Origin of the sequence: Paenibacillus terreus (assembly GCF_042138595.1) — a bacterium.
GTDB classification, from domain to species: Bacteria; Bacillota; Bacilli; order Paenibacillales; family Paenibacillaceae; genus Paenibacillus; species Paenibacillus terreus.
Map to the genome: position 1 here is coordinate 287,425 of NZ_JBHIRX010000002.1, position 19,088 is coordinate 306,512.

General features: G+C 49.9%; 14 protein-coding genes. 9 read left to right on the forward strand and 5 right to left on the reverse strand.

Annotation, left to right across the window (positions count from 1 at the left end; genetic code table 11):
* The first annotated feature begins 228 nt into the window (after window positions 1–228).
* The gene (locus ACE5KN_RS05550; RefSeq protein ID WP_375523205.1) at window positions 229–465 is read left to right on the forward strand and encodes a hypothetical protein; all 237 of its coding nucleotides are present in this window, start codon (window positions 229–231) and stop codon (window positions 463–465) included.
* Window positions 466–612: 147 nt separating this feature from the next.
* Here the strand turns inward: ACE5KN_RS05550 and ACE5KN_RS05555 are convergent, their stop codons facing one another.
* Together ACE5KN_RS05555 and ACE5KN_RS05560 are read right to left on the reverse strand one after the other, a co-directional pair.
* Window positions 613–921 carry a putative quinol monooxygenase gene (locus ACE5KN_RS05555; RefSeq protein WP_375523204.1) on the reverse strand — a complete coding sequence of 103 codons (309 nt, stop codon included), beginning with the start codon at window positions 919–921 and terminating at the stop codon, window positions 613–615.
* A 109-nt stretch (window positions 922–1,030) separates the two neighbouring features.
* Window positions 1,031–1,246 (reverse strand): hypothetical protein, encoded by a 216-nt coding sequence (locus tag ACE5KN_RS05560; RefSeq protein ID WP_375523203.1) that lies wholly within the window; start codon window positions 1,244–1,246, stop codon window positions 1,031–1,033.
* Between the two features lie 410 nt (window positions 1,247–1,656).
* Here ACE5KN_RS05560 and ACE5KN_RS05565 point away from each other — a divergent pair, with 410 nt between their 5' ends.
* The 6 genes from ACE5KN_RS05565 (at window position 1,657) to ACE5KN_RS05590 (ending at window position 9,221) form a co-directional block, all read left to right on the forward strand.
* Complete coding sequence (locus ACE5KN_RS05565) at window positions 1,657–3,090, forward strand: 6-phospho-beta-glucosidase (RefSeq protein ID WP_375523202.1); 1,434 nt, start codon at window positions 1,657–1,659, stop codon at window positions 3,088–3,090.
* A 325-nt stretch (window positions 3,091–3,415) separates the two neighbouring features.
* Window positions 3,416–4,246 (forward strand): BglG family transcription antiterminator LicT, encoded by an 831-nt coding sequence (gene licT, locus ACE5KN_RS05570; RefSeq protein WP_375523201.1) that lies wholly within the window; start codon window positions 3,416–3,418, stop codon window positions 4,244–4,246.
* A 158-nt stretch (window positions 4,247–4,404) separates the two neighbouring features.
* On the forward strand, window positions 4,405–5,739 hold the full coding sequence (locus tag ACE5KN_RS05575; protein WP_375523200.1) for a prolyl oligopeptidase family serine peptidase: 1,335 nt from the start codon (window positions 4,405–4,407) through the stop codon (window positions 5,737–5,739).
* A gap of 344 nt (window positions 5,740–6,083) precedes the next feature.
* Entirely contained in the window at window positions 6,084–6,695 is a 612-nt protein-coding gene (locus tag ACE5KN_RS05580) for a TetR/AcrR family transcriptional regulator (RefSeq protein ID WP_375523199.1), read from the forward strand.
* Complete coding sequence (locus ACE5KN_RS05585) at window positions 6,692–8,029, forward strand: HlyD family secretion protein (protein WP_375523198.1); 1,338 nt, start codon at window positions 6,692–6,694, stop codon at window positions 8,027–8,029. Before ACE5KN_RS05580 ends, ACE5KN_RS05585 begins: the two co-directional genes overlap by 4 nt.
* Entirely contained in the window at window positions 8,022–9,221 is a 1,200-nt protein-coding gene (locus ACE5KN_RS05590; protein ID WP_375523197.1) for an ABC transporter permease, read from the forward strand. The genes ACE5KN_RS05585 and ACE5KN_RS05590 overlap by 8 nt, the downstream gene beginning before the upstream one ends.
* A 102-nt stretch (window positions 9,222–9,323) precedes the next feature.
* Here the strand turns inward: ACE5KN_RS05590 and ACE5KN_RS05595 are convergent, their stop codons facing one another.
* Both ACE5KN_RS05595 and ACE5KN_RS05600 read right to left on the reverse strand, forming a co-directional pair.
* A complete protein-coding gene (locus ACE5KN_RS05595) occupies window positions 9,324–12,713 on the reverse strand; it encodes a glycine betaine ABC transporter substrate-binding protein (RefSeq protein WP_375523196.1) in 3,390 nt (1,129 codons plus the stop codon).
* On the reverse strand, window positions 12,688–13,908 hold the full coding sequence (locus tag ACE5KN_RS05600) for a quaternary amine ABC transporter ATP-binding protein (protein ID WP_375523195.1): 1,221 nt from the start codon (window positions 13,906–13,908) through the stop codon (window positions 12,688–12,690). Before ACE5KN_RS05600 ends, ACE5KN_RS05595 begins: the two co-directional genes overlap by 26 nt.
* 364 nt (window positions 13,909–14,272) lie before the next feature.
* On the opposite strand from ACE5KN_RS05600, the gene ACE5KN_RS05605 reads away from it, so the two are divergent.
* Complete coding sequence (locus ACE5KN_RS05605) at window positions 14,273–14,857, forward strand: GbsR/MarR family transcriptional regulator (protein WP_375523194.1); 585 nt, start codon at window positions 14,273–14,275, stop codon at window positions 14,855–14,857.
* Window positions 14,858–14,927: 70 nt separating this feature from the next.
* Window positions 14,928–16,400, forward strand: a complete 1,473-nt coding sequence (locus tag ACE5KN_RS05610; protein ID WP_375523193.1) for a carboxylesterase/lipase family protein — start codon at window positions 14,928–14,930, stop codon at window positions 16,398–16,400.
* 679 nt (window positions 16,401–17,079) lie between these two features.
* Here the strand turns inward: ACE5KN_RS05610 and ACE5KN_RS05615 are convergent.
* On the reverse strand, window positions 17,080–19,044 hold the full coding sequence (locus tag ACE5KN_RS05615) for a methyl-accepting chemotaxis protein (protein WP_375523192.1): 1,965 nt from the start codon (window positions 19,042–19,044) through the stop codon (window positions 17,080–17,082).
* Window positions 19,045–19,088: the final 44 nt, after the last annotated feature.

The window sequence follows — 19,088 nt, forward strand, 5'->3', positions numbered from 1 at the left end:
AGGCTCCCGCGAGGGAGCCTGTTTCAATAAAATCACAAATTTTCTTTTTATCCAGAAGGCGCGCCAAACAAGGCGTGCTTTTTTGCTGCACCCATTTGTTATTTTTTGGATTTAAATTAGGCAGCAGCAAAGGCAATGGGATTCCGAATGAATACAATAACCATGAGCAATGCTCAATAGAATGATATAAGACAAGCCGGGGCTGCTTCGGCTGAGGAGGGGACGATCATGATTGATTGGAAAAGAAAAGTGGCGAGCCGGAAGTTCTGGGCGCTTCTCGCCGGTCTTGCAACTTCCGCGCTGACGGTTTTTGGTTACGCTAGTGATTCAGAAGTAACAGTGAAAATCATCGGGCTGATCGGCGCTTTTGGCTCAATTGCCATCTACATGCTGTCCGAAGCCTATGTAGACGGCCAGTCTACCAAGTCAGCAGGAACCAAGCCAGACGAGGCCACGAAGTCATAATTTCTAAGTGATTGGAATTTTTAATGAATAGATCATAGCGGTAAAAAATGAAGTGTACCCCTTAGAATAAACATTTGCAAAACCCTTGAGGGATTCTGCGATGTTCTAAGGGGTACCTTTTTAGAAGCGAATTTCAGGAACGAACTATCAGGAACTGATCCCTTTTCCTCCAAGGGGGGTTAATTCTACTGCTTCTACTCCATCGATTAAAGGTTTTGCATGTTGAATTGCAGCTTTTGTTTCTTCCAGGGAAAGGGATGCCTTGTGTGCTTCAGAACTGCTCCACACCTCCGTTACCCATACCGCGTTTGGATCCGTTTCAGGCGTACTAACAATGTATAGCTCACAGTCTTTTATAGACTGCAGGCCAGCGGCAGCTTCCAATAACATGTTAGCCAGAATATCCCTTTGGCCGGGCTTGGCGGTAAATTTGGCTTGCATTCCATATTTACTCATATGTATCAGCTCCTTTACTGTGTAGCTAGATTATATAAGACTTTATCCTTGTTTTTAATGGTATTCCCATTTGTGCTAAATAAAATATAACAGCATGTAAACCTTAGGCTTAAAAAATTCGCATAATCACATAATGGATGATGCCAATCCCCAGCGGAATAAGGATAGCTGCTCTTAAGCTGGTGCCACCCTGATCATAGAATTCCGGAATACGTGCAGAATCGTCGGCATATGTCTCGCAGATTCGGGTGATCTTCTTTTCCGCATATTTGAGATACATAGCATTGCCGCACATGCCAAACAAAATGGAAACCGTCCAATTCATTATAATTACGGCCCAGAAGGATGGAATAAGATCCTGAACGAGTATCGTAAAAATGGAATAGACGAAGCCTAACAGCTACATTTTCCTATTGCTCTCTTTCACTCACAAGAAACACCTCCTCTTTACATTCCCTATCTGTTGGGAAAAATGATAATAGTACCCTTTTGGGACCTCTATATTATACACTGTATAAAGCATAGAGGTTCATAGTTGTGTATCCGCTTCTTTATTGACTTTGCCCAAAATAGTTGTTAGAGTTATAAGCAAGTGAATAAGTTTCATGGAATGTTACCGAGAGGGCATAACCTGGACCGACTTGATTACACTACCCGTGTATTCAATGTCGGCTCAGGTTTTTTCATTATCCGGCCCTGCCAATTTGGCAAATACTTAGCAAAGGAGTTTTAACCATGTCCAACAGTGTCTTTCCTAGTGATTTTCTTTGGGGCGGAGCCATCGCCGCCAATCAGGCGGAAGGAGCTTATCTTGAAGGCGGCAAAGGGCTGACCATTGTTGATTTATTGCCTACGGGCGAACACAGAAGAGCGATTATGAAGGGCAATGTTCCGTCCTTCATCCCGCTGGAAGGGGAATTCTATCCTTCTCATGAAGCGATTGATTTCTATCATCGTTATAAAGAAGATATGGCCTTGTTTGCTGAAATGGGCTTTAAGGCCTTGCGTGTCTCGATCTCCTGGGCGCGTATTTTCCCAACTGGAGAAGATGAGACGCCGAATGAAGCGGGCTTGCAATTTTATGATGATCTGTTCGATGAAATGCTTAAGTATAACATTCAGCCGGTCGTAACCCTTGCCCATTTTGATGTACCGGTGCATTTGATCGAAAAATACGGCAGCTGGAGAAACCGCAAGCTTGTCTATCTGTTTGAAACCTACTCCAAGACCGTCTTTAACCGGTATAAAGACAAGGTAAAATACTGGATGACCTTCAATGAAATCAATATGCTGCTGCATCTTCCGTTCCTCGGTGCGGGTCTTGTATTTAAAGAAGGGGACAACGTCAAGGAAATCCAGTACCAGGCCGCGCACCATCAGCTCGTTGCCAGCGCACTGGCCACGAAAGCATGCCATGAGATCATTCCGGACGGAAAAATCGGCTGCATGCTCGCTGCGGGCAGCTTTTACCCGTATACCTGTAACCCCGAAGATGTCTTCCAGGGGATGGAGAAGGATCGCGAGTCCTATTTCTTCATTGATGTCCAGTCACGCGGGGAGTATCCGGGCTATGCCAAGCGTTTCTTCAAGGATCATAACCTCAACATCGTCATGGAGCCGGAAGATGCAGCCATTCTGAAAAATCATACGGTCGATTATATTGGCTTTAGCTATTATTCCAGCCGGACGACAAGCACAGATCCTGAAGTCGTGAAAAACATGACCAGCGGCAACGTATTCGGCTCCGTGGCCAACCCTTACCTGGCCAAATCCGAGTGGGGATGGACGATCGATCCGAAGGGCTTCCGCATCACGGCCAACCAGCTGCATGACCGTTATCAAAAACCGCTGTTTGTAGTGGAGAACGGGCTCGGGGCTAACGATGAGGTTTCGCCTGACGGGGAAATCAATGATGACTACAGAATCGACTACCTGAAGCAGCATGTCGCTGAAATGGGCGAGGCCATCAAGGATGGTGTGGAGATTATCGGATATACCAGCTGGGGGCCGATCGATATCGTCAGCGCTTCCTCCGGCGAGATGAAGAAACGGTACGGTTATATTTATGTGGACAGGGATAATGAAGGCAAAGGAACTCTGGAAAGAAAAAAGAAAAAGAGCTTTGACTGGTACAAAAATGTGATTCAATCCAACGGTGCAAATCTCTAAGGGACGAGCAGCACTTCAAACCAGGAGTAAAGTTGCATGAAAACGAAAACGGAAATCCTTGATTCAGAAGGATTTTCGTTTTTATTTTCGTATGAATTGAAAGCGTTGACAGGCGCATGAGCCCGCTATATACTTAACTTAGTTAACCGAATATCATTGGGATTGTTACTGTGCGCAGGCAAAACCTAAGTTGCAAAATATAAGATCAAAGGGTCTTATTTATTTTGTAATGCTTAGGTTTTTTATGTGTTTATATAGAAAGAAAGCAGGGTATGATCATAGGATCGGCGACTCTTGCAGGGGCAAAAAACGGGGGCGAAAGATCGTGAAGATAGCAAAGGTCATTAACAACAATGTAATAAGCGTAATTCAGGAGGATGGCGCTGAGCTGGTCGTGATGGGACGGGGGCTTGCTTTTAAGAAAAAGCCTGGCGATGATGTGGAAGAAGACAAGATCGAAAAGGTCTTTGCTTTGAAAAACAAACAAACATCCGACAATTTCAAAATGCTTCTGCGCGAGGTGCCCATCGAGCTGGTTGTTGTCGTTGAAGAAATTATTGATTATACCAAGAACACCTTGGGTAAAAAGCTGAACGAGAATATTTATGTATCCTTGACGGACCATATTAACTTTGCCATAGAAAGACATGAGCAGGGGCTGGAAATCAAGAATGCCTTGTTGTGGGAAATCAAGCAGTTATATAAAGAAGAATTTCAGGTCGGTCAGAAGGCGCTCGAGCAAATAAATCAAAAATTCAATATCGAGCTGCCCGAGGATGAGGCCGGGTTTATTGCCATTCATATCATTAATGCGGAAATGAACGAAGAAGTCGTGAATACCATGAATATCACAAAGTTCATCCAGCAAATTATGACGATCGTGAAATATCATTTCAAGGCCGAATTTGATGAAGATTCTTTAAGCTATTTCCGGTTTATCACACACTTGAAGTTTTTTGCCCAGCGTATTTTCAAAGGAACGCATTATGATAATAATTATGACTATTTATATAAGATTATCAAAGAGAAGCATCCGGATGCCGCGGAATGCACGGAGAAAATCAAAAAGTTCGTCAAAAAGGAGTACAACCACGAGCTGACGAACGAAGAAATGCTCTATTTAACGATCCATATTGAACGGGTAGTGAATAGATAACAGGTGGCAGGTTTGGGACAAAATGGCTTTGGCGATCACTTCGCTGAAGCCATTTTTTTGCATTTACGATATTGCTGTTATTGGGGAAGACGAATAAATCAAATTTTTCACAATATGATATGTAAGCGCTCTATAAATTACTCGGGAGGTAAGACACCATGTTGAAACGACTGAAACAAGCCGCCAGAATAACCATGCTTTGCACACTGGCTGTTGGAACAACGTTTGCCTTCGCTAACGGTGCATTGGCCAAGGATATAAAAAACCGGCCTGCGTCCTATCGGACGGTTGTGGAGGTTGAGGACTGGGGACCGACCATTACGAAGGTAATCGTGGATTTGGGAAAGCCGGTACCTAAAAATGCCATAGCCAGGGATACGTTTAAGGTTCATGTGAAACGAAGCGACAGCAGACTGGCAGATCCTTTTCTAGAGGAGGGAGAACGCAAGGTCACCAGGGCTTATGTTGCGGACAAAGACGGGAACCCCGTAAAGCAAACCGGAAGATACGCAGTGTTGGAAATGGAAATCGGACCGGCATTAACGCTGGGCTCAGCCATAAATTATGACTCCGCGGGATCAGGATTTAACGACTGGAATGACAACCAGTACACCATTATCCAGCAAAAAGCAATAAAAACCAGCACAGGCACGATTTCCGGTTTGACAGTGAACTCGTCCGCCGGAGAAATAAGAGAGCTTGTTGATGAATTCACAACAGGCAAAGCTGCTTTTAATGGGGTTACTTTAACCTATGCCGACTATGCCCCGGCCAAAGATAAAGGGAAAAATCCTTTGATAATCTGGCTGCATGGCATGGGAGAGGGAGGCACCGCCCCGACGATTGCAATTGCCGGAAACAAAGCCGTCAATTTTGCCTCCAAAGACATTCAATCCTATTTTGGTGGAGCTTATGTACTGGCGCCTCAGACACCAACTTACTGGATGGACGGTTTTACAGGCTTTGGGGACGGTACCTCCAAGTATGAGGAAGCGTTGATGGCCCTGATCAAGGATTATGTGGCCAAGAACAAGGATATTGATACGAATCGGATTTACATTGGCGGAGACTCCAACGGCGGGTATATGACCATGCTGATGATGCGTGATTACAAGGATTATTTTGCCGGAGCCATGGCCGTGTGCGAGGCCTTGAAGGATACGCTCATCACGGATGAACAAATCCGTGCAATGAAGGATCTGCCGATCTGGTTTGTGGCGGCCAAAACCGATACCGTGGTTCCGCCCCACGAATACGCGGTTCCAACCTACAACCGTCTGATCGATGCAGGAGCGAAGGACGTTCATTTATCTTTATTTGATAACGTAGTGGACACTTCCGGTTTATACAAGAAAAGCGACGGAACACCATTCGAATACAATGGCCACTGGTCCTGGATTTACGTATATAATAATGAGGTTTCCAACGTAATTGACGGAAAAACAACAACGATTATGGAATGGCTTGCCTCCAAGTCATTGGATAAGCAATAAACGTGTGGGGGCAAAATGCCGGCAGGTACTTGCACTACAAGTAGTTTTCGAACGACATCAAGCAGCATCGAATAATGAAAATCGCAATAGTACACGCTGGTGTGAAAGACGAAAGGCCGAGAACAGGGGAATTTACTCTGTTCTCGGCCTTTTTTGCTTTTTAAGTAGGGGTTTTCTCTTGATGTGAATGTACATCGATAGACGTTTTGAACACACCATTTAGACGGTTGTTCTAAAATGCACTTGCAGGCAATTATTGTATTGCTGAGCACTTTGAACGTGTCTATAATAGAGCACAGTAGATGATTTTTTGTACTGAACGGTCAGTTCAAAAAGGAGGTTGTATGAAAAAGCAGACGCAGGAGCTCATCTTCAACGGAGCGCTCAAAGCGTTCTCGGAGAGGGGCTACAACGAAACCAATATGGAGGAAATCGCGCGGGTGTGCGGGATTGCCAAGGGAACGCTGTATTACAATTTCAAAAATAAACAGGAGCTGTACATTTATATTCTCAAAATGGGGATGGAGCAATTCGTCTGCCGCATTCGAGAGGTGATGGACCCGATTCCGCGGGAGCATGTGGTTGAGCGGGTCGAGCAGCTGATCAAAGTGCATTATGATTTTACGCGTGAAGAACAGGATTTCTGCCGCTTGCTGACCAGCAAAGGATGGGTGTCGCAGGATCAGCATTTTGACATCAGGCAGGTACTGGCGGATTATTTTCAATTCATGGAGGCAGAGATTGACTCGGGCAAAGGGCAGGGGTATATCTCGCCAACGCTGGATACGCAGACAACGGCAAACTGCCTCTTCGGCTTGTTTATTTTTATGCCGATGCGGATCATCGTCTGGGGAGATACGAGCAACCTGCCCGAGGTCCGCAGCACGGTTAAAGAGTTTATTTATAATGCTTTGGGGCTGAAGGCCCCCAATAAATCATGGAGTGATGAATTATGAAGCTAAAAAACGCCTCGATATATGGAATCATGATCATCCTGATTGCAGCCGTCATTTACGGACTGCTGGCATTTCAGCGCGGCGGAGAAACCACCGGAGCGGAGAAAGGGCGCGGCAGCTCCGCGCCGACGGCCTATGTGGAATCCGATGTGATCAACGCCAGCTTTAAAACGGCAGGGCGGGTTGCTGAACTGTTGGTAGACGAGGGAGATCAGGTGAAGAAGGGCCAGGTGATTGCCCGTTTGGAGAGCAAGGAGCTGCAGGATAAGGTGAAGCAGGCGGAAGCAGCGCTTCAGGCAGCCAAAGCCAATGTAGGGCAGGCGAAAGCCGGCGTGTCGCAGGCCCAGGCTTCCGTCAGTGCGGCTGAGGCCAAGAAGAGCCAGGGCAGCGAGGCCGTCAAGGTCACGTCCGAGACGGCAACAAGCAAGATCGCGCAGGCCCAGGCAGCTGCTGATGCGGCGAAGGCGAAATGGGAGGCGTTAAAGGCAGGCGCGCGTCCGCAGGAAATCCAGCAGGCTGAGATTAATATGAAAGCGGCCAAAGATGCCTATGATCTGGCGACAAAACAGCAGGAGCGTACCCGCGAGCTGTTTGCCGCCGGCGCGGCTTCACAGGCAGCGCTGGATCAGGCGAATCTGGACAAAGAGCAGGCACGGGCGAAATATGAAGCAGCTGAGAAGCAGGTTGAGCTGGCGAAGGCAGGCAGCCGCGAAGAAGAGATTGCGGCTGCCAAAGCCCAGTATGATCAGGCGCTTGCAGCCGTGAAGGAAGCTCAGGCCGGAGCGGGCCAGGTTGCGCTGCAGCAGGAGGACGTGAAGGCTGCCCAGGCTTCCGTAAAGCAGGCGCAATCGGCAGTGGAGCAGGCGCAGTCCACGGTGACGGCGGCCGAATCGCAGGTGGCGCAGGCGGAAGCGGCACTGGAGGAAGCGCGCACCTATTTGAGCTATACGGAGCTGAAAGCTCCGGCTGACGGCGTCATCAGCTCCAAATCCTTAAATGTCGGGGAACTGGCCAGTGCAGGCTTTACGGTATATTCCATAGAAACGACTTCCCAACGCTGGGCTAAGTTTTATGTGCCGGAAACGGAACTGAACGGGTTAAAGGCTGGCGATCAGGTGGCGCTTAAACTTCTCGCGGATAACAGCCAGTTCAAAGGCAAGGTCAAGGTCATAGACGCGGCTGCCGACTTTGCGGTACAAAAGCCGAGCCAAAGCTCAGGGGATACCGACATCCGTTCCTTTGGAGTTAAGGTGGAACTGACCGGATTGCCTGCTTCCGTTCCTACAGGCGCAACAGTTTTCCTGCTGGATAAAGGGGCGCAGGCCAATGAATGACCACCTCTCAATCCGCACCATAATTCGCGAGGAGTGGCGTGAAATTGTCAAAGACCGCAGGCTGCTGATGGTTTTAATCATTACACCTGTGATTTATGCGGTCATGTTCGGCTTCCTGTATGCCAATCAGCGGATTACGGAAATGCCTGTAACGGTGTATGATGGCGATCATTCGCAGCTCAGCCGGCAGATTATTCAGGCCTTTGACGCTACGGACACTTTTAATGTTGTACAGCAAACGCGCAATGAGGAGGATGCCATACGACAGGTGGAAACGGGGGAAGCCAAGGTCGGTCTTATTATACCGGACAATTTTTCGACACGTCTTAAGCATGGTGAAAATATCCCCGTCATGACGCTCATTGACGGCAGCAACATGATGTACTCGAACAGTGCGAGCCGGATCGCCAATCAGGTGATCAGCAGCATCAGCGCGGGGGTGTCGACGAAAACGCTGGAAATGAAGGGTTTTAACGAGGATCAGGCTTCATCCACATTCAGCGCGATTCCCTTCCGTTCACGCGTGCTGTTCAATCCGACCTATGACTATAAGCTATTCATGCCGCTTGGGGTGTTATCGGCTGCGCTGCAGCAGTGCCTGCTGCTCGGCATTGCCCTGTCCTGCACGAGAGATAAGGAGCGGGGAACCTGGATACAATATTCCGACTGGCGGTTTACGCCGTGGAAGCTGGCCTTGGCCAAGCTTGTCCCCTATTACCTCGCAGGCACGCTGAATGTAGTGACAGTATTCGGTCTAAGCGCGTTTGTGTTCGACATACCGTTCAAGGGCCAGCTGCTGCCGTTCGTACTCGTATCGCTGCTGTTTAATTTTGCTTTGTGCGGACTGGGTTTTCTGTTCAGCATGGTCTCGAAAACAAGAGTGGACGCCACGCAAACGCTGATGCTGTTCGCCGTTCCGGCCTTTATGCTTTCAGGTTATACCTGGCCGCTGGAAGCAATGCCTTCCTTTTTAAGAGGGGTGGCTCATGTTTTGCCGCTGACTTATTATCTGGATGCGATCAGAAGCATTACATTAAAAGGCCTGGACATGGCATATATAATGAAGGATATTTTAGCCCTTGGCCTGATTGGACTGGTCTGCCTGCTGCTTTCCTTCATCGTCTTTCCTCTGCAGTTCCGGAAGGCTCGTGAAACGGAGGTTGCAGGAGAGCAGGCAGTTGTAAAGGGATAATAGGATCACAAAAATTCCCCGAAGTGATGAAACCTTCGGGGAATTTTTTTAACGAATAAATGCGGTCTGTCTTCTTTGAAGTTATGTCGATAAACGTTTCTTTTATGAGTGCAAGTCCTCTATGGAATTGATGTCAACATAAGCAGGAACAACAAGTCCGGAAGATACACCAGTCATGCTTGTACCCACATCAACAATATCATCTTTATACTGTGCGTAATAATCAGCGTGGGTGAGGGGCAGCCAGGCTGCTGCGCTCGCATCCACATCACCGGTAGCGACACCGATCCACATCGGCCCCGGCTCTACTTGCAGGGCCGTAACTTTATAACCCAAATTATGTTCAAGCACATATTTCAGGACGTTCGTGCTGGCAATCTCCGAATCCCAGGCTGCATAGCTTAATTTAAATGCATCACCATTCACAGGCTTGAGGCCCTGGGTCCATTCCTGCACCTTTTCAGGATGGGCATCTGCCCATTCCTTCGCGGCCTGTTCGGGCGGTGTCCCCTCCTGAATCGCAATCATGACTTCACCCATATCCTCAGCAGTCCATTTGAACCGGCTAAGGAATTCATAGGCAACAGGATGGTCTTCCTTCAGCCCTTTGCGGCCGATGGTGTGAATCTCTTCCGGATCACCGTACGATTTCTTTGGATCCTCAAGATACTTCAGGTCGTATTTGTTGAACATCCAATGCGGTGACCAGCCCGTGACAACAATCGGTTCCTTCTTCTTGATGGCGTCATCCAGCGCCGCAGTCATAGCGGCAGGCGAGCCCTCAATCAGAGTCCAATCTGATAAATCGTAATCTTTCATAGCGTTTGCGGTCAGCTTCATCAAACCCGCACCAGGATCGGTGCCGACAATCTTGTAGCTGACTTTCTTGCCGAAATCTCCGGAGGCAGCGGTATCCGCCGCTGCTCCGTCCTTCAAATCCTCAATGGAGTTAATATTCATATAAGAAGGAACAACAAGTCCGGTTTTCACGCCTGTCATATTTGGTCCAAGATCATCCAATTTATCTTTGTACTCAGCCCAGTAATCGGCATGAGTCAGTGGCAGCCAGGCGGCTGGAGAGGCATCGACATCACCGTTTGCCACCCCGGTCCACATCGGTCCGGCTTCCACCTGGAGTGCGTTTACCTTGTAGCCGAGGTCGTGTTCAAGCACATATTTGAGCAGGTTGGTGCTGGCAATCTCCGAGTCCCAGGCCACATAGCTCAGCTTGAGGGGTTCGCCGTTCACAGGCTTCAGACCTTTGGTCCACTCGGCAACCTTGTCGGCATGACTGGTCGCCCAGTCCTGTGCCGCCTGCTCGGGGCTTGCGCCTCCCTGAATGGCGGTCATCATTTCACCCATGTCCTCTGATGTCCAGGCAAACCTGTCGAGAAATTCATAGGCGGTTGGATGATCGGTCTTCAGCCCTTTGCGGGCGATGGTATGGATTTCCTCAGCTTCCCCGTAGGTCTTCTTCGGGTCTTCCAAATATTTAAGATCATATTTATTGAACATCCAGTGTGGTGTCCAGCCTGTGATGATGATCGGCTCCTGATTTTTGACCGCTTTGTCGAGGGTGGCGGTCATCGCCGCCCCGGAGCCCTCAACAAGCGTCCAGTCCGTCAAATCATAATCCTTGATGGCCTGCGCGGTCGATTTCATAATGCCCGCACCGGCATCAATGCCGACAATCTGATGATTCACCTCGTCTCCAACGGCATTCGCCGCAGGAGCTTGAGTACCTTTGAGGTCCTCAATGGAATTGATATTCATATAGGCAGGAACGACAAGTCCGGTTTTGACACCCTTCATGTTCGGTCCCAGGTCATCCAGTTTATCTTTGTACTCGGCCCAGTAATCGGCATGAGTCAAGGGCAGCCAGGCGGCAGGGGAAGCGTCGACATCACCGCTTGCTACGCCAGTCCACATCGGTCCGGCTTCGACTTGCATCGCCTCCACCTTATAGCCAAGGTCGTGTTCAAGCACATATTTGAGCAGGTTCGTGCTGGCAATCTCCGAATCCCAGGCCACATAGCTCAGCTTGATCGTGTCGCCGTTGACCGGCTGCAGGCCCTTCGTCCATTCGGCAACCTTGTCGGCATGTTTGGTCGCCCAATCCTGTGCCGCCTGCTCAGGGCTTGTGCCGTTCTGAATGGCGATCATCATTTCGCCCATTTCATCGGAGGTCCAGGCGAAGCGGTCCAGAAATTCATAGGCGGTTGGATGATCGGCCTTCAACCCTTTGCGGGCGACGGTATGAATCTCCTCGGCTTCACCATAGGTCTTTTTCGGATCCTCCAAATATTTGAGATCATATTTGTTGAACATCCAGTGTGGTGTCCAGCCTGTAACGATAATCGGCTCATGATTTTTGACAGCCTTGTCGAGAGTTGCGGTCATGGCTGCGCCCGAACCTTCGACCAGTGTCCAGTCGGTTAAGCCATAATCCTTGATGGCCTGTGCAGTCGATTTCATAATGCCTGCACCGGCATCAATCCCAATAATCTGGTATCCGACTTCTTCACCTACAGTTGAAGCGGTGTGGCCTTCGCTGGCGGAGGTGCCGGATCTGTCAATATACTGAGTAAATCCGAGAGCAAGAATGAGCACGGTGGCAGCAGCAGCGATCCAGGCCTTTTGCTTGCCTTTTACCCGGCTCTTGCCGCGCTTCCCGGGTTTGAACAGATTTTGTGTAAAACGGTCAAGCACGATCGCCAGCACTACAACGGCCAGGCCGGCTTCAAAACCTTTACCGATCTGCAGTTGGGTTACGGCACGATATACTTCCGCACCGATGCCCTGTGCGCCGATCATGGACGCGATCACGACCATGGACAGGGACAGCATGATGGTTTGGTTGATACCCGCCATCAGGGTAGGCATTGCCAGCGGAAGCTGTACCTTGAACAGCTTCTGGCCCGGTGTGGAGCCGAAAGCGTCAGCGGCTTCCACAAGCTCGCCGGATACCTGCTGAATCCCCAGGTTCGTCATACGGATCGTTGGCGGTATGGCGAAAATAACGGAAGCGATCACGCCGGGAACGACCCCCAGACTGAAGAAGGTTACCGCAGGAAGCAGATATACAAAGGCAGGCATCGTCTGCATGAAATCAAGCAGAGGGGTGATGATGCGCGAAGCGGTTCTGCTGTAGGCACACCATATTCCAAGCGGAACGCCCAGAATGATGGAGATCAACGCGGAGGTAATAACAAGCCCCAGTGTATTCATCGTCTGGGTCCAGTAGCCCAGATTGTCGACCAGCAGGAAGCCGATGACTGTAAACAGCGTGAGCGGCAGCCTTCCAATCAGGTAAGCGATAATCCCTATAATCAGGATAAAGAGCAGCGGATGGGGCATCAGGAACAGTCCTGCAAAGAACCCGACCACGCTCTGAATGACGGTTGAGATGACATTGAACAATCCGCCAAGATGCAGACCCATCCAATCGACGATGGCCTGAATCCATTCAGCGAGCGGTATTTTCGGCAGCATCGGCATTCACCTCCTTGATGGATACTTCTCCGGCAAGCGCGCCGAGCAGCGCACCACGCACGATGACCCCTTGAAGTCTGCCGTCGTCACCGACAACAGCGAGAGGCACTTTGGCCGAGCTTGTGATTTCGAACAAATCATTCATGACGGTATCCGGCGTCACCTGTGGGCCGTCTGTAATCAGAATGTCGTTCAGCTTTTTATTTTCCTTCATGGCAGCCGATGTATCCTCGGCCGTAATGACGCCCAGCAATTTCTTGGAACGGTCGATAACAAACAGATTGGAAATCCCGCGTTCACGCATGAGCTCCAGTGCAACCCGCGGTCCCCGGTCCAGTGTAATGGTTTCCGGTCTGCGCATGACGTGGGCGGCTGTAAGCACCTTGGACAGATCCACATCCTCCACGAAGCGTTCCACATAGGCGTTGGCCGGCTGAATCATGATTTCTTCAGGTGTGCCGATTTGCACAACCGCCCCGTCCTTCATTAGAGCGATCCGGTCACCGATCCGCAGCGCTTCGTCCAGGTCATGGGTTATGAAGATAATCGTTTTTTGCATTTTATGCTGCAGTTCCAGCAGTTCGTCCTGCATATCCCGGCGAATCAGCGGATCGAGCGCACTGAAGGCTTCGTCCATCAGCAGAATTTCAGGATCGTTTGCAAGAGCGCGGGCCAGACCGACACGCTGCTGCATGCCGCCGCTCAGCTCATCAGGCATTTTATCAGCCCAGGTCTTTAGACCAACGAGCTCAAGCGCCTGGCGGGCCTTTTCTTCACGCTCGGTTTTATCCACCTTCTGAATCTCCAGCCCGTATTCCACGTTTTCGAGCACTGTGCGGTGCGGGAACAATGCGAATTTCTGGAAAACCATGCTGATCGTTTTGCGGCGGACCTGACGGAGCTGCTCCTTGTTCATTTTGCGCAAGTCCTTGCCATGAACGAGGATTTCCCCGGAGGTCGGCTCGATCAGACGGTTGAACATCCGTACCAGCGTCGATTTCCCGCTGCCGGATAAACCCATGATGACAAAAATTTCACCTTGCTGGATTTGCATATTCGCCCGGTTCACACCGACAGTGATTTGCTTTTCCTTGGCAAGCCGTTCCTTATTCCAGCCCTTTTCGAGGAGAGCAACGCCCTGCTCTGCCCGCGGACCGAACAGCTTGCTGACATTCTTTACTTCCAAAATGGTCATGTAATCCACCTCTTCTCTCTATCTTTCGCTTTCCATTAACCCCACGGTGCTTGTATGGCGATTGACACAAGTCAATGGATTTTACACGGTCAGCGTTTGGACTCGGCTGACAACGTAAACAATTGTAACAGAGCCTTTGTAAATTTATCAAATGAAAATTCTGTTCGTAATGAACGTACAGAAAAAACTGTACAAACCAATGCTGTATAATGCTCCAATATCCTTTAGGATGCTCCATAGTCCGTTTCTTTACAACAGAATCAGCTTTTTTTAAAATAGACAAAGATTTAAACTTATAACGGATGATACTGCGCCTAATTTAAGCAGCCGCTCCCGTCTAAGATATGAACAGGAGGTTGCAAGCATGAGCTTGGACCATTTGGATGAGAAACAGCAAGAATCCCTGCAGAGAATAAGGAAAAGAGTAATAGAAGCGATCGGAAAAAATATGGATTTATACGGAGTAACACTTTCTACGGGGCATTTGTACGGCCTGCTTTTTTTTGCCGATAAACCGATGACGCTTGATGATATGGGCCGTGAAATGGAGATGAGCAAAACAAGCATGAGCACCAGTATGCGCACGCTGCTTGATCTGAAAATGGTGAACAAGGTATGGACCAAGGGTTCGCGCAAGGATTTATATGAGGTCGAGTTTGACTGGTATCAGACATTTACCGATTATTTTGCCATCAAGTGGCGCAAAGCGGTAGAAACGAATTTGCAGATACTGCGGAAGGCGATATCGGAAGTAGACAAGCTGCTGATGGATGAGGATGCGAGCGGGGCTGTGAAAGAGGTGCTGCAGCGCGACCGCGGCAAAATGAAGCAGGCCGAATCGTATTATAAATGGCTGGATCGTCTCATTGATGCGATGGAGGATGAGAAGATTTATGAACTGGTACCGAAGGAAGAAGATGATAAAATAAAGGCAGAAGACAAAAACTAAATAAGGCATGGTGCTTGTCCCGGGAAAAGGGAGGGAGCATCGTCATGTTTATTAATGAGGAGAGATTCGGGTGGCGAACATACGGGTCAGTACGAAGAATGGCGAGCTTCATGGCATGGAAGCGGACGGTATTTTTTCCTGGAAGGGCATACCCTATGCGCAGCCGCCGGTGGGGCCGCTTCGATTCCGCGCTCCCCAGCCTCCGCAATCCTGGGAGGGAATAAGGGACGCTTCACAGTTTGGTCCGGTTTGTCCCCAGCCGCAACGGTCGGCTGAAGGCATCTTTGGATCACGTACGGGACAGCCTGCTCCATCGGAGGACTGTCTGTATCTGAACGTTTGGGCACCAAAGGTGGGTGTCCCATGTCCCGTTATGGTATGGATTCATGGAGGCGCCTTCGTTACAGGCTCCGGAAGCATGTCCCTTTATGATGGAACGAAGCTTGCAAAAAACGGTGTGGTGGTCGTTACCATCAACTATCGTCTGGGTCCGTTCGGGTTTCTCCATCTGTCGCCTGTTGGAGAAGGGCTGGCCTCCAATGCGGGATTGCTGGATCAAATTGCGGCTTTGCAGTGGGTTCAGGATAACATCCGAGCATTCGGCGGCGATCCTGGGAATGTGACGATATTCGGTGAATCCGCGGGTGCCATGAGTATAGCGGCATTGCTGGCGATGCCGGCTGCGAAGGGTCTGTTTCACAAGGCCGTGCTGCAAAGCGGGGCATCCCAGACGCTCAGTCCGGTTCACGCTTCAGGCATTGCGGCCGCATTGCTGCATGAGCTGGGAGTGGACGCATCCAACAGGGAGCGGCTGTTCGAACTGTCCACCGAGGCGATAGCCGCAGCTTCGTACAAATTGTACGAGAAATTCGGCTCCACCGGGGTTGCGATGCTCTTTCAGCCTGTAGTGGACGGCAGCACGCTTCCGGAGGAGCCGCAAAAAGCCATTGAACATGGAGCAGCTAAAGATGTGGCAGTCATGATCGGTACGAACCGGGACGAAGGCGCATACTTCGTGAGGGGACCCGAGCATTTGATTAGCGCCGAGGCTGCTGCGAAAGCCATTCAGGCGATGACAGGGTTGCCCAATGCCGCAGAGCTTTCCGGCCGGTATCCTGTTAGCGTGGAAGGGCAGGCACAGCTGATGACAGACCTGTACTTCTGGCGCTCGGCTGTACGATACGCTTCAGCCCAGTCAGGCCACAGCTCCGTATGGATGTACCGGTTTGACTGGTGTCTGCCGGGACATCCGTTCCTCGACAAGTCCGTGCATGGAGCGGAGATTGCGTTTGTATTCAATAACATGCAGATTTTGAAGGATCTGAACATTACGGTGACTGGCGAAATGGAGCGTCTTTCCAGATTGATGCAGGAGGCCTGGGTGTCTTTTGCATGCCAAGGGAATCCCTCCACTCCGGAGCTGGACTGGCCCGAGTATGATCCGGATGAACGGGCTACCGTCATATTTAACAGTGATACTGCAGTTGTCCGGGACCCGGATGCGGAGAAGCGAAGCCTCTTCATTTCTGTGGTAAACAATTGAACTTACTTAAGTAAACAACAAAGGAGCGCCCCTACAGTCTATTAACCGGGTGCTCCTTTCGTGTGTTGTGAGACGCTCCAAGAACGAAGCATTCCTGCAATCGCTGCTTTCCTTTTTTCTAGCTTTCTTGGAAGAAAGGGATTCGCCCCGCTCAGAGTTTAGTATTCAGAGTGAGACGGGTGTCTATAGGGTATGGTATCTGGTGTCTGGTGTCCGTTACCTGATGCCCGTTGTCTCTCCATACAGCTTTGCATGATTATCCCTTTCGCTCAGACTCTCGGTCTGCTTCACATCAGCTAAACGCTCCGCTTTCTCCTAAGATCGCCTCATGATCTCGAACCGATCTGCTTCCCCATAAGGCACGATCAAAAAAATAATAGACCCATTCGATGGTCCTGAATAGCGTAACAACAGGCATTTTCGTGCCACACTTGATCCGTTATTTTCTTTAACGCGCCTAAAGTCGATTTTCGGTTCCCGGTTTTCTGTTTTTCTTTACCTGATCCAATGGGATAATCGTGCAAAGCTCCGGGCAGCGAGTTCACATGCCTTGCCACGGTCGACGGGATGCTTGACTGTCAAGCAAGTTTTCAGCGGAGCTGAACAATTCTATACCCTCAAGCAAAACTTCCGCTAAACGCGGTCTGTCTTCTGAGAAGGTACATCGATAATGTTTTTATTATATCGTAAATCGCTTGACCATCTGCTGCAGACTTTCAGCCATATGCGCAAGCTCCTGGGTGGAAGAAGAGATTTCTTCCATCGCAGCCATCTGCTCCTCTGCGGCAGCCGATGTCGTCTGCGCGCTGGCGGCCGACTGCTTGGACATGTTGGCCAGCTCAGTGACGGTAGCGGATACCTCCTGTGTGCTTGCCGAAATTTGTTCAGCAGCAGCGGATACCGTCTGGATCTGGTCCACAATATGAGCAGTGGAGCGTTCGATGCTGTTGAACGCCGTTTGCGCTTCTTCGCTGACCCGCAGGCCTTCGCTGACCTGACTGCGTACCTCCGTGTTCATTTGCCGGGTCGACTGCTCGATCAGCTCCACCATCTGTCCGATGATTAAGCTGATTTCACTGGCGGTATGCTTGGACTGCTCGGAGAGCTTGCGAACTTCCTCGGCTACAACGGCGAATCCGCGGCCTGCTTCACCTGCTCTGGACGCTTCAATAGAGGCATTAAGCGAGAGCAGGTTCGTCTGCTTGGCGATGTCAGCTATGGCGTCGTTCATTTCCCGTGCATGATCCGAAAGCTTCGACAGCTCATTGATGGAATTGCCTGTTTCATGTACGGCCTGTAAAATGCGGTCCATTTGGCTTCGCACCGTAGTGATTCTACGGCTCCCGTTGGCTACGTCCTCTTCCGTCCGGGATGCGGAGTCCACGATGGCAGTTGCGGATTCGGCAATGGAGCTGACTCCCCGTGCCATTTCTTCCACGGCAAAGGCGGTTTGCTCCGAGGACTCGGCACTCGCTAATGCCGTTTCTGCCGCTTCCTGCACCGTTTCCGCTACAGACTGAACGGAGAGGGTGGTCTGCTCTGTACTTTCCTTAATAACTTCAGCCGATGAAGCCAAATGCCCTGAGGTTTGATTAACCTCCACCACCATCGCATGCAGGGATTGCGTCATCTGATCAAAATCGCGGGCGAGCTCGCCGAATTCATCATTTCTCTGCAGTTGGATCCGTTCTGTCAGGTTGCCTTCACTGATGACCTTGGTTCCTTTCTGCAATTTGCCCAGCGGAACCATAATACTGCGGAGCGTGAAGAAAATAATTACCGCCGCTGCGACAATGGATACGACAATGACAATAAGGCTGTTGATCAGAATCGGCTTGACCGCCTGATCATAATCCCGGCTGTCATAGATACCGAAGATATTCCAGCCCGTCAGCGGTTGATTGGCAGAAAAGATATCTGCCTTTTGACCGAGGAAGCTGCTGCTGTCAGCCACTTCAATTCCGTCCTTTGTTTTGATTGCAGGCAGTCCTTCCAGAACATCTCCCGGCTTCTTCTTGCTGTTGATATATGCAGGGCCGGCACCCGCTACGATCAGATTTTCATCGTTCATAATCATCAATCCGCCGTGCTCGCCAATTTTGACATCCTTCAAATTATCCGTGAGGCTCTGCAGGCTGAGATTCAAGGTAAGCGCACCCTTGCCGTCAGGCAGGGATCTGGAAATCGTGACGACCAGATTGCCGGTAGAGGCGCTGGCTGAAGGTTTGCCGATAAAAATGTCCCCGTTCAGTTTCATGCCTTCCTGGTACCAGCTTCTCTCACGCGGGTCATAATCCGGGTTGTCCTGGGCAGGTGATTTGACATAACTGCCATCTTCAATTCCGAGAATGACTCCGTCAAGCATGGGGTATGTGGCCATCATCTGATCCAGCAGCTGCTGAACCTGTTCCGGATGAGCGGCGACATCCTCTGAAGAGAGCACATTTACAAACATATTCAGCGTATTTATGACAGGCTGCACATATTCCGTTATATTGGAATCAATCAATCCGATATTGGTCGTTACCGCTTCGGAAATGTTGCCGCGCAGTTCGTTGCTGGCACTTCTGTACGAGAAATACCCAATGAGCAGGCTGGGAGCTAGAAGTACGATCAAAAATGAAGCAATCAGCTTGGTTCTCATTAAACCAATTTGTCTCCTGAACCTGGCGAATAAGCTTTTTGAAT